The 11,893-nt window shown below is 57.0% G+C and carries 8 protein-coding genes; all 8 read left to right on the top strand.

Features of this window, described 5'->3' with window-relative positions:
- Positions 1 to 29 precede the first annotated feature (29 nt).
- The 8 genes from tssC to tla1 all read left to right on the top strand — a co-directional run bounded on the left by tssC (position 30) and on the right by tla1 (position 11,809).
- The gene (gene tssC / locus M987_RS15625) at positions 30 to 1,577 is read left to right on the top strand and encodes a type VI secretion system contractile sheath large subunit (RefSeq protein ID WP_041162054.1); all 1,548 of its coding nucleotides are present in this window, start codon (positions 30 to 32) and stop codon (positions 1,575 to 1,577) included.
- A gap of 17 nt (positions 1,578 to 1,594) precedes the next feature.
- The gene (gene tssK / locus M987_RS15630) at positions 1,595 to 2,935 is read left to right on the top strand and encodes a type VI secretion system baseplate subunit TssK (protein ID WP_014070068.1); all 1,341 of its coding nucleotides are present in this window, start codon (positions 1,595 to 1,597) and stop codon (positions 2,933 to 2,935) included.
- Positions 2,932 to 3,621 carry a type VI secretion system protein TssL, short form gene (gene tssL / locus M987_RS15635; protein WP_014070069.1) on the top strand — a complete coding sequence of 230 codons (690 nt, stop codon included), beginning with the start codon at positions 2,932 to 2,934 and terminating at the stop codon, positions 3,619 to 3,621. The genes tssK and tssL overlap by 4 nt, the downstream gene beginning before the upstream one ends.
- A complete protein-coding gene (locus M987_RS15640; RefSeq protein WP_014070070.1) occupies positions 3,618 to 5,324 on the top strand; it encodes an OmpA family protein in 1,707 nt (568 codons plus the stop codon). The genes tssL and M987_RS15640 overlap by 4 nt, the downstream gene beginning before the upstream one ends.
- 4 nt (positions 5,325 to 5,328) lie before the next feature.
- Entirely contained in the window at positions 5,329 to 5,820 is a 492-nt protein-coding gene (gene hcp, locus M987_RS15645; protein ID WP_014070071.1) for a type VI secretion system effector Hcp, read from the top strand.
- Between the two features lie 173 nt (positions 5,821 to 5,993).
- Positions 5,994 to 8,648: a type VI secretion system ATPase TssH gene (gene tssH / locus M987_RS15650; protein WP_014070072.1), complete on the top strand. Its 2,655-nt coding sequence runs from the start codon at positions 5,994 to 5,996 to the stop codon at positions 8,646 to 8,648.
- Positions 8,645 to 11,023 (top strand): type VI secretion system Vgr family protein, encoded by a 2,379-nt coding sequence (locus M987_RS15655; protein WP_014070073.1) that lies wholly within the window; start codon positions 8,645 to 8,647, stop codon positions 11,021 to 11,023. Before tssH ends, M987_RS15655 begins: the two co-directional genes overlap by 4 nt.
- Positions 11,024 to 11,809 (top strand): toxin Tle1 chaperone Tla1, encoded by a 786-nt coding sequence (tla1, locus tag M987_RS15660; RefSeq protein WP_014070074.1) that lies wholly within the window; start codon positions 11,024 to 11,026, stop codon positions 11,807 to 11,809.
- The last annotated feature ends 84 nt before the right edge of the window (positions 11,810 to 11,893 follow it).

An 11,893-nucleotide genomic window follows, 5' to 3' on the forward strand; every position in this document is an offset into this window, starting at 1 on the left:
CACGATGATTTAACGGATTAATAAGGAAGATGCTGATGTCTGTAAAAAATGAAAATGCTGCGGGTGGTGAGAGTGTGGTGCTGGAACGTCCTGCAGCAGGTGGCGTTTATGCGTCCCTGTTTGAAAAAATCAACCTGAACCCGGTGTCCGAGCTGAGTGCGCTGGATATCTGGCAGGATGCACAGGCGATGTCGGATGCGACTGCAGATGAACGTTTAACGGCGGGGATGCAGGTGTTCCTTGAGTGCCTGACAAAATCGGGCTCCAAAATTGAAAAACTCGATAAAACGCTGATTGATCACCATATCGCGGAGTTGGACTATCAGATTAGCCGTCAGCTGGATGCGGTCATGCACAGTGAAGAATTCCAGGCGGTAGAAAGTCTGTGGCGTGGCGTGAAATCGCTGGTCGACAAAACCGATTTCCGCCAGAACGTGAAGATTGAGCTGCTGGACATGTCCAAAGAAGACCTGCGTCAGGACTTCGAAGACAGCCCGGAAATCATCCAGAGTGGACTGTATAAACATACCTATATCGATGAGTATGACACCCCGGGGGGAGAGCCGATCGCCGCGCTGATTTCGGCCTATGAGTTTGATGCGTCTGCGCAGGATGTCGCGTTGTTGCGCAATATCTCTAAAGTGTCTGCCGCAGCGCACATGCCGTTTATCGGCTCTGCCGGCCCGAAATTCTTCCTGAAGGACTCAATGGAGGATGTGGCGGCCATCAAGGATATCGGTAACTATTTTGACCGTGCGGAATACATCAAGTGGAAATCTTTCCGTGAGACGGACGATGCCCGTTATATCGGTCTGGTGATGCCGCGAGTGTTGGGTCGTCTGCCGTATGGCCCGGACACCGTACCGGTGCGTAGCTTCAATTATGTCGAAGAAGTGAAAGGTCCGGATCATGACAAATACCTGTGGACCAACGCCTCATTTGCCTTTGCATCCAACATGGTGAAGAGCTTTATCAATAACGGCTGGTGTGTACAAATCCGTGGCCCGCAGGCCGGTGGTGCCGTCCAGGATTTGCCTATCCATCTGTACGATCTGGGTACCGGTAATCAGGTAAAAATCCCGAGTGAAGTGATGATCCCGGAAACCCGCGAATTTGAATTTGCCAACCTGGGCTTCATTCCCCTGTCGTACTACAAAAACCGCGACTACGCCTGCTTTTTCTCGGCAAACTCGACCCAGAAACCAGCCCTGTATGATACCGCCGATGCAACGGCCAACAGCCGTATCAATGCGCGTCTTCCCTACATCTTCCTGCTGTCACGTATTGCACACTACCTGAAGCTGATTCAGCGTGAAAACATCGGTACCACTAAAGATCGTCGCCTGCTGGAGCTGGAGCTGAACACCTGGGTTCGCAGTCTGGTGACGGAAATGACCGACCCGGGCGATGAGTTGCAGGCCTCTCACCCACTGCGCGACGCCAAAGTGGTGGTGGAAGACATCGAAGACAACCCGGGATTCTTCCGTGTGAAACTGTATGCGATCCCGCACTTCCAGGTGGAAGGGATGGACGTCAATCTGTCACTGGTCTCTCAGATGCCGAAGGCGAAATCATAAGCTAAGGCAGGAAGCCAATGAAAACGGAACAACCGTTATGGGGTAGGGGCGTGATGGTCTCTCCCCAGCACTTCCAGCAACAGGCCGCGTATGCGGCCTGGTCTGCGGAATGCATTGCCCGACTGGGTCTCTCCCATCCCTGGGGAATGATTGAGGCCATTTTCGAACCGGATGCACTGAAAATGGGCCGCCTGCAGGCCCGTCATCTGCACATCCGTTTTCCCGATGGCACGCTTATCGACACGGATAATGCTGACGACCTGCCGCCGGTGCTGGCGCTTGAGGGCGAATCGCAGGAAGTGGTGGTGGTCCTGGCCCTTCCGTTGCTTCGGGCGAATGGCGGCAACTGCCTTAAACCCGATGAGGTGGCTGAACGCCCGGTACGTTTCCGTCAGCGCTGGCGGGATGTCCGCAATACCTTCGGAGAAGATACCCGTCAGATTGCTGTAATGCGCCCGGAGTTGACGTTGCGGTTTGCACATCAGAATAACAGCGATTACCTGACCTGCCCGGTCGCCCGCCTGCAGCAGGATTCGCAGGGGACGTGGTTACTGGATGAAACATTTCTCCCCCCGCTCCTTACCATCCAGGGCAGTCGCTGGCTGGTGACCCAGTTGGAACAGCTGATGACACAGCTGCGTGCCCGTCTGAGCCGCCTGATGGCCATGCGTCGTGAAAGTAACGAACGCATGGCCGATTTTGCCGTGGCTGATGTGTCACTGTTCTGGTTGCTCAATGCCCTAAACAGCGCAGAACCCGTGCTCGGACAGTTCCTGCGCCACCCGCAAAGTCCGCCTGAGCGTCTGTATCCGGAGTTGGCACGCCTTGCGGGCAGCCTGCTGACCTTCTCACTGGAACACCAGGTGAGTGCTATTCCGGTCTGGCAACATGAGCAACTGAATAATGTCTTCCCGCCGTTGTTTGAATTACTGGGCGACCTGCTGGAAGCCAGCCTGCCGTCGCGGGTGGTCGCTATTGAGCTTGAGCATGATGCGCGGCTGCACTTCTGGCAGGCTCGTCTGCATGACCCACGTCTGCGTAAAGGGGCAGATTACTACCTTTCCATACGTTCATCGATTCCGGTGGCGCAACTTCAGGAGCAGGTCCCGCGCCAGTGCAAGGTCGGCAGCCCCGATCATGTCAGGAGTATCGTCAATTCATCACGGGTGGGGGTGCCTCTGACGCCGCTGCGCCATGTGCCGGCCGCCATTCCACTGCGTCTGGAAAACCAGTATTTCAGCCTCGATGTCTCTCATCCTCTGGCAACCGAAATGCTTCAGAGCGGCACCTGTATGTTTTACGTGCCGGGGATGCTCGGCGAGCCGGAACTTGAACTCTTTGCGGTACTGAGAACATGAGTGAGCGCAAACGCGGCGTGGCCGCGTCGATTGATATTGATGCCCTGTTGCAGGACACCTGGCTGCAGGTGATCAGCCTGCGTCACGGTCCGACGTTTCAGGATGGAGAAGGGCGCACGCTGTGGGAGCGCTGCATTGCTGATGTTGAGTGCGTGCAGCGTGAGCTGAAAGCGAGCGAACTCGATGAAGCCAGTTGCCAGCATATTCTCACTGCCCAGTGTGCACTGCTTGATGAAGCGGTCAAAGGTCGTGGTGTGGAGGATGACGCTTGTGTGCAATGGTATGACATTCCCCTACAGGGACATTTCCTCGGCACCATGGATGCCGGTGATACGCTGTGCGATCGAATGCGTGATGTGCTGCGTGAACCGGCGCCTGACCACGCTGTTGTCACCTGCTTTCAGCGGGTCATGATGCTGGGGTTCCTCGGCAGTTTTCGCTCGCTGAACGATCCGGAGCGCCAAAAACTCGCCAACGCGCTCAGTGAACATGTCACGCCGTTCAGCTATCCGCAGACTCACCCGGTACTGGCAGAAAGCCGTGCCGGGCGTGGAATGGGCGGCTGGCTGGCGTCATGGCCCGTGCGTATTGGCCTGAGCGTGATGGTGCTCGTCGCACTCTGGTGGGGACTGGATCACTGGCTGGATCAGACGCTGCTGACCCTGCTACCGGGAGCCGTGAAATGAGTCCTGCACAACAGCGCGGGCTTGCGCTGTGGGCCGCCCTGCTGAGTGCAGTGGTCTGCCTGGGGTTCCTGCCGGTATCCCGACTGGTTTCTGTGCTTATTCTGCTTACCGTTCTGGGGCTAATCCTGGCGTTCTGGACTGTCGCCAGTCGTCGTGCGGAGCATGACGTCACCCTGTGCCTGGATGACCTCCCGGAAGCCACCTACCGTCAGCCCGTGGTGCTGGTCTGTGGCGATCTGCCGCTGGCATGTATGCAGCAGTCATCGGTGCTTACGGTCACACAGGGCTGCTGGATCCGCGTGGAGGATCATCAGGATCTGGTGCAGGCAGCCCGCCAGGTACTGTGGTTGCGACCTGACTGGGGTCGCCAGCTGTCGGTGATGGTCAGCGTCTGTCCGCAGAAACACGCCGACAGCGAGCGGCTTACCCGTCGTCTGCTCGCCCTGCGCTGGCAAATCAGTCAACTGCGTAAAGAAACGGGTCATTCTGTGCCGCTGGTTCTGAATGGCCAGGTTGGCAGCGCGATGACGAATGACCTGCTCTGGCAGGCAGCTATTCCGGGGGAAGGTGTGAGGGTCTGGCGTGAGTCTTCAGCGCCGAGTTCAATCGCTGCATGGGTCACCACCGGCGGAACGCTGGCGGTGCAGCAACAGGTGCTGATGAACAGCCTGATGAGCTGGTTCCATCAGCATGTCCAGGCTGTCTTTATGGATGAGAACCCCGACGTTCCTGTCATTGCTCCTGGCGCGGTGCTGTGGGGCATGGGACCGATCCTTGCCGGAAGCCTGGCTACATCTGCCTGGACTGCGTGGCTTTCCCGTCACACTGCGATGCAGCAGGTAGCGGGCTGGCAGCCGGTAGGAACGGACAGTACGGTTATCTCCCCCTTCCCGGATTTTATCCTGCCGCTGCTGCCTGAAGGGCGAGGCATGACGCCGCGTGGACGAGCCTTCCGTTGTGCTCTCGGGATTTTCACGTTGGCGGCGATTGCGGCGCTACTGAGTAGTGGCTGGAACAATTACCAGTTGCTGCAGCGTGTGAGCTTCGATATTGCCCGCTATGACCGTATCCCGATGCATGATTTCGGCCCAAAAGCCGATGCCGTTGCTGTCCTGCATGACGACGCGGCAGAGCTGGATGACCAGGCACGCAATGGTGTACCGGCGCGGATGGGTCTCGGTCTGTATCAGGGGGAGCGTCTGCGAATGCCTGTGCTGGATGCGATCCGTTCGTATGTGCCGCCACCGCCGCCGCCTGAACCACAGTCGAAACCGGTACCGAAAATTATCCGCCTTGACAGCATGTCGCTGTTCGATTCCGGCAAATCCGTGCTGAAGGCGGGCTCGACCAAAATGCTGGTGAATTCACTGGTCGGCATCAAAGCGAAACCGGGCTGGCTGATTGTCGTGTCCGGGCATACCGATAACACCGGCAATCCGCAACTGAACCAGACGCTGTCCCTGAAACGTGCCGAAGCGGTGCGTGACTGGATGCGAGATACCGGTGATGTGCCGGAAAGCTGTTTTGCGGTACAGGGCTATGGCGAGAGCCGCCCGATCGCAACCAATGACACCCCGGATGGGCGTGCGCTCAACCGCCGTGTCGAAATCAGTCTGGTACCGCAGGCCAATGCCTGTCAGATACCGGGCCACACCCAGACGTCATCGCAGGATGATGGCGTATCACAACACAATGGAGAGTAATTCCATGGCAATTCCTGTTTATCTTTGGCTGAAAGACGACGGCGGCGCGGACATTAAAGGTTCTGTGGACGTTCAGGATCGTGAAGGCAGCATCGAAGTGGTGGCACAGCAGCATAACCTGTACATCCCGACTGACAACAACACCGGCAAACTGACCGGTACCCGTATCCACACCCCGTTCCTGTTCACCAAGGAAATCGACTCGTCCAGTCCGTACCTGTACAAGGCGGTGACCACCGGTCAGACCCTCAAGTCTGCGGAATTCAAGTGGTACAAAATCAACGACGCGGGCCAGGAAGTGGAGTACTTCAACACCAAACTGGAAAACGTGAAAGTGGTGAAAGTGAATCCTGAAATGTATGACATCAAGGATCCTTCTAAAGAGAAGCACAACCACCTTGAGCGCATTGAACTGCGTTACGAAAAAATCACCTGGACCTACAAAGACGGCAACATCATTCATTCCGATTCCTGGAACGAACGCGCCACCGCCTAAGCCCGATGCGGACGGGGTTTCCTGTCCGCAGTTTTTTGCTGAGTGCCTGTCTGAAACGGGCTTTCAGCAAAGAAACCCACAAACTGCCAGCCCGACCTTATGCGCTTTGGACCCCATTCCGGGAAACAGCGATGGGCGGTAGCGTGTCCAGGAACCGACAAAGAGAGAGATTCATGGAAAATCCAGCCATCCTGTTGCGACGTCTGAACCCTTACTGTGCTCGTGCGATGGAAGGGGCGGCTTCGCTCTGCCAGACCCGTGCCCATGCGGAAATTTTGCCGGAGCACTGGCTGCTGAAGTTGCTCGAACAGGGGGAAGGTGACCTGACGGTGCTGGCACGTCGCTACGAGTGGGATATGGACACGCTGTGGCAGGCGTTGCTCGGCTGGCTGGATAATCAACCGCGTTCGGTACGCAGCCGCCCGCAACTGTCCGCAGATATTCAGAAACTGATGCAGGAAGCCTGGATGCAGGCCTCACTTGCCGGAGAGGAAAGTATCCGAAGCCAGCACCTGCTGATGGCGCTGACGGAAAACCCACGACTTGCTCACTGCGACGGGCTGTGGCCACTGTTGACGCTCGGGATGAGTCAGCTTTCCCGACTACGCCCGCTGCTGGATGCTCAGTCTGATGAACGCCCGGAGATGCAGTTTGAGGCTGAACTGGCCCAGGTTCACGGCAGTGAGGTGGAGTTTGTTGGCCGTCCGGTTGGTGCAGAGCTGAAAGAGGGCGAACTGAACCCGGCGCTACAGAACGCGCTGGATAAATTCACCCTCGATGTCACCGCCAAAGCGAAAGAGGGCAAGATTGATCCTGTGTTCGGTCGTGATACCGAAATCCGCCAGATGGTGGATATTCTCTCGCGCCGTCGTAAGAACAACCCAATCCTGGTCGGTGAGCCAGGCGTCGGTAAAACCGCGCTGGTCGAAGGCCTGGCGCTGCGTATTGCCGAGGGCAATGTGCCTGAGTCCCTCAAACCGGTCATCCTGCGCACCCTTGATCTCGGCTTGTTGCAGGCTGGCGCAGGGGTGAAAGGCGAGTTCGAGCAGCGCCTCAAAAACGTTATCGACGCGGTGCAGCAGTCACCGGTGCCGATTCTGCTGTTTATCGACGAAGCCCACACCATTATTGGTGCAGGTAACCAGGCGGGCGGCGCGGATGCGGCCAACCTGCTGAAACCAGCACTCGCCCGCGGCGAACTGCGCACCATTGCCGCGACCACCTGGAGCGAGTACAAACAGTATTTCGAGCGCGATGCCGCGCTGGAACGTCGCTTCCAGATGGTGAAGGTGGACGAGCCGGATGATGACACTGCGTGCCTGATGCTGCGTGGCCTCAAATCCCGCTATGCCGAACACCACAACGTACACATCACTGACGATGCGGTGCGTGCGGCCGTTACGCTGTCCCGTCGTTACCTGACGGGACGCCAGCTGCCTGACAAGGCCGTTGACCTGCTGGATACCGCGGCCGCACGTGTGCGTATGAGTCTCGATACGGTGCCAGAACAAATTGTGCGCCTGAAAGCACAACTGACCGCACTGGCACTGGAAGAGCAGGCGTTACTCGAAGATATCGCCGCTGGCAGCAACCGCCATGGTGATCGCCTTGGGGCCATTGGGCAGCAGCGGACTGAACTGGAAGCGCGTATCGAGGAGCAGGAAGCGCGTTTCAGCCACGAAAAGGCGCTGGTACAGCAGCTGATGGCCAGCCGACAGGACATCAGCCAGCAGGCTGAGATTTCCGAGCTGCAGCAGCAACTCGAACAGGCACAACAGGGCGACGTGCTGGTTCAGGCGGATGTGGACACCCGTATGGTCGCGAATGTTATCGCCGACTGGACCGGCGTGCCGCTGTCTTCGCTGATGAAAAACGAACAGACCGAACTGCTGAGCCTGGAAAACGAAATTGGCAAACGTGTGGTCGGGCAGGATGTTTCCCTTAACGCTATTGCGCAGCGTCTTCGCGCGGCGAAAACCGGCCTCACTTCCGAAAACGGGCCGCAGGGCGTGTTCCTGCTTGTCGGTCCGAGTGGTGTAGGTAAGACCGAAACCGCGCTGGCGCTGGCGGACGTGCTGTACGGCGGTGAAAAATCGCTGATTACCATTAACCTGTCCGAGTACCAGGAGCCGCACACCGTGTCGCAGCTGAAAGGCTCGCCTCCGGGCTATGTCGGTTACGGCCAGGGCGGCATTCTCACCGAGGCCGTGCGCAAGCGCCCGTACAGCGTGGTGCTGCTCGATGAAGTGGAAAAGGCGCACCGTGACGTAATGAACCTGTTCTACCAGGTTTTCGACCGCGGCTTTATGCGCGACGGCGAAGGGCGCGAAATCGACTTTCGCAACACCGTTATCCTGATGACCTCCAACCTCGGCAGCGACCACCTGATGCAGCTGCTGGACGAACAGCCGGAGGCTACCGAAGGCGATCTGCACGAACTGCTGCGCCCGATTTTACGCGACCACTTCCAGCCGGCACTGCTGGCTCGTTTCCAGACCGTGATTTACCGCCCGCTGGTGGAAGCGGCTATGCGCACTATTGTCGAAATGAAGCTGTCACAGGTCAGCAAACGCCTGCACCGTCACTACGGCCTGACCACGCAGATAGATGAAAGCCTGTATGACGCGCTAACCGCCGCCTGCCTGCTGCCGGATACCGGCGCACGCAACGTTGACAGTCTGCTTAATCAACAAATTCTGCCGGTGCTGAGCCAGCAGCTGCTGACCCATATGGCCGCCAGACAGAAACCACAGTCGCTTTGCCTTAGCTGGAGTGAGGAAGAGGGTATCGGGCTGGAGTTTGACCGTACACAAGGAGTGCACGTATGAGCAGTCATCTCCCGATCAGATTCAGTCACAACCATCACCAGCTGTCGGTGAAGGAATGTGAAGCAGAACTCGATGTGCTGGCGTTTGAAGGCGATGAAGCCCTGAGCACGCCGTTCAGCTACCGTATTGAATTCACAAGCTCTGACCATGCCATCAGCAAAGAAATGATGCTGATGAAGGCGGCCTCCCTGACGTTGCAGGCTCCGGTTGATCAGGGTTACGGCATCAAAATTCAGCAGGCTGTGCGTACTCTTCAGGGGGTGGTGAGTGGCTTTGAACGTCTCAACACCTCAAAGGATGAAACTCATTACGCGCTGACGTTGCAGCCCCGCCTGGCGCTGCTTGACCGTTCGCACCAGAACGCCATTTATCAGGACATATCGGTCCCACAAATCGTGGAAAAAATCCTGCGCGAGCGCCACAGCATGCGCGGCCAGGATTTTCTGTTCTCTCTTGCAAAAGAGTACCCGCGCCGAGAGCAGGTGATGCAGTACGGCGAGGACGACCTGCACTTTATTACCCGCCTGCTGGGTGAAGTCGGTATCTGGTTCCGCTTTACCACCGACACACGTCTGAACATCGACGTGGTGGAGTTTTACGACAGCCAGCAGGGTTACGAGAAAGGTCTGACCCTGCCATCTGTGCCGCCGTCCGGCCAGCATTCAAAGGGCGTGGATTCAGTCTGGGGCATGGAGTGCCACCACAACGTGGTGCAGAAGCAGGTTAGCACCCGTGATTACAACTATCGGCAGGCGACGGATGACATGAACACCCTGGTGGACGCAACCCGTGGGGATATCACCACCTACGGCGATGCTTATCACTATGCGGATAACTATCTGATACAAGGAAGTGCGTATGACCGCAACCCAGCCCCGGAGTCCGGTGCGTTTTACGCTCGCATACACCATGAGCGCTACCTGAATGGCCAGACGAAGGCGCAGGCCATCACCAGCTGTCCGACGCTGGCCCCGGGGATGCAGTTGAAAGTCACCGGCGGCTATGAAGTGGCAGAGGTGTTCAGTCAGGGCGTTGTTATTACCCGTATGCACACTCACGCAAGGCGTGATGAAGATTTTGGTGTGCATTTTGAGGGGATACCGGACAGCACTGATTTTAGTTTTCGTCCGGAGCCAGGCTTACGCCCGGTGATGGCAGGCACGCTGCCCGCGCGCGTTACCAGCACTACTGAAAACGATACCTACGGGCATATCGATAAAGACGGCCGCTACCGCGTCAACATGCTGTTCGACCGTGATAACTGGGAGACCGGGTTCGAAAGCCTGTGGGTGCGTCAGTCCCGACCGTACGCCGGTGACACCTACGGCCTGCACCTGCCGCTGCTGGCGGGCACCGAAGTGGCGATTGGCTTTGAGGATGGTAATCCGGACAGGCCGTACATCTCCGGTGTGCTGCACGACTCGGCCCACGGCGACCATGTCACCATTCAGAACTACAAGCGCAACGTCCTGCGTACGCCAGCAAACAACAAAATCCGCCTCGATGACGAGCGCGGGAAAGAGCATATTAAGATCAGCACGGAGTACGGCGGCAAGAGTCAGCTGAATCTCGGGCATCTGGTCGACAGCGAGAAGCAGAAGCGCGGTGAGGGTTTTGAACTGCGCACGGACAGTTGGGGCGCGATTCGGGCACAGAAAGGGATATTTATCTCGGCGGACGGACAAGCAAAGGCGCAGGGCGACGTTCTGGCGATGGAGCAAGCGATTAGCCTGTTGAAAGGTGCGGTAAATCAGGTTGCAGAATGGGAGGAGCTTGCAAGGACCCACCAAAACTTTGCACCGGATACACAACCCCTTCAGGCGCTTGTTTCAGGAGCCAGCGTACTCAAAGAACCGACTTTGTTGATGTCTGCGCCGAAAGGTATTGCCGCCGTCACACCCGAAACGGCAGTGGTGCATACAGGGAAAGGTCTGTACCTGCAAAGCCTGGGTGAAGTTAATCTCAACACGGCACAGCGCTATTCGGTCAATGCCAAACAGGCCATTTCGGTGATGGCGCATCAGGAAGGCATTCGCCTGGTCTCTGCCAAAGGCCCGCTGGCGGTGGAATCTCACGCGGATACGCTGTCGCTCACATCAATGAAGGATGTCACGGTGCAGTCTACCCAAGGGCACCTGCAACTGACGGCAAAGAATGGGATCACGCTTGCCTGCGGTGGCGCTTACATCAAGCTCACACCACAGGGCGAAATCAACGTGCATGGCCCAGGCCTGTTAAGCCTGAAAGGGCAGCACAAATTACAGGGCCCGGCGAGTGAGGATTATCCGCTGCCAGAATTGCCTTCGTCAGTATGCAAAGAGTGTCTGAAAAAGGCGCAGCGGCTGGCACAGGGCTTTGTGCCAAGGGGGGCATAAGTGAGCACGACCCATATCACTGACTGGGTGAATCTGCTTCAGCAAACCTGCGCTGATATAAAAATGACTCACCTTGATTTTATTCTCGACCAGTGTGGTATCGATTTTTCCGTCATCCCTGTGCTGAGTGATTTTTCACCACCTCTGGTATGGCAGTCTCTCTATCAGGGCTTGCCGGAAGATGCCCTGCCTGAAGAGTCTCCGCTGTTGATCAGGATCGCTTTAAACGATCCTCTGCAGAAGCAGTGGTTTATTGAGCTGGCTCAGAAAGTACAAAAGACAGCCCCGCTGTTGGTGCTCTGTTCTCCCTGGCCTTTCGCTACGCTGGCTGAATGGTTAACTGCCTGCACCGATGCGACACATGAGGGACGTGCAGGGCTGTTCAGATACTTTGATGCCCGTATTTTCCCTTACCTCTTTTCTCATATTCTGGAGCTGGATCAGCAGGCCCAGCTGCAGCGTCCGGCACTGTTCTGGAGCTGGCTGGATCTTGACGAGAAGCCGGGATTGCTGATGGGGCAGGGTGCACAGCCCGCAATCAACGAGAAGTGTCAGAACATCGCTTTATGTGATAGCCAGTTTGAAGCCCTGATGTGCATCTGCGATGTCAAGCTGATGCTTCGCCACCGGGATGTTCCTGATGCTGGATTTATCTCGCAGGATGAACGGTTTACTGCCTGCTTCAACGGTATGCTTTCCGCCACCGCCAAAGGGATGATAGTGGATAAAGAGCGCGAGGATTGGGTGATTGGGACCCTGATCGGACAGTCTTCAGCAGAAGCCTGAAAGTGGGATCATGAGGCTGCTCGCCTTCGGGAGGAGCAGCCATACAAGGAATGCAAAATGAAAATACGACATTACCTCGTGGTA

Origin of the sequence: Enterobacter soli ATCC BAA-2102, from assembly GCF_001654845.1 — a bacterium.
Lineage (GTDB): Bacteria > Pseudomonadota > Gammaproteobacteria > Enterobacterales > Enterobacteriaceae > Enterobacter > Enterobacter soli.

Bases quoted from the DNA above. Each gene is read 5' to 3' on its own strand.
- tssK (WP_014070068.1), top strand. From the start codon at position 1,595: ATGAAAACGGAACAACCGTTATGGGGTAGGGGCGTGATGGTCTCTCCC.
- hcp (WP_014070071.1), top strand. From the start codon at position 5,329: ATGGCAATTCCTGTTTATCTTTGGCTGAAAGACGACGGCGGCGCGGAC.
- tssL (WP_014070069.1), top strand. From the start codon at position 2,932: ATGAGTGAGCGCAAACGCGGCGTGGCCGCGTCGATTGATATTGATGCC.
- M987_RS15655 (WP_014070073.1), top strand. From the start codon at position 8,645: ATGAGCAGTCATCTCCCGATCAGATTCAGTCACAACCATCACCAGCTG.
- tssC (WP_041162054.1), top strand. From the start codon at position 30: ATGCTGATGTCTGTAAAAAATGAAAATGCTGCGGGTGGTGAGAGTGTG.
- tssH (WP_014070072.1), top strand. From the start codon at position 5,994: ATGGAAAATCCAGCCATCCTGTTGCGACGTCTGAACCCTTACTGTGCT.
- M987_RS15640 (WP_014070070.1), top strand. From the start codon at position 3,618: ATGAGTCCTGCACAACAGCGCGGGCTTGCGCTGTGGGCCGCCCTGCTG.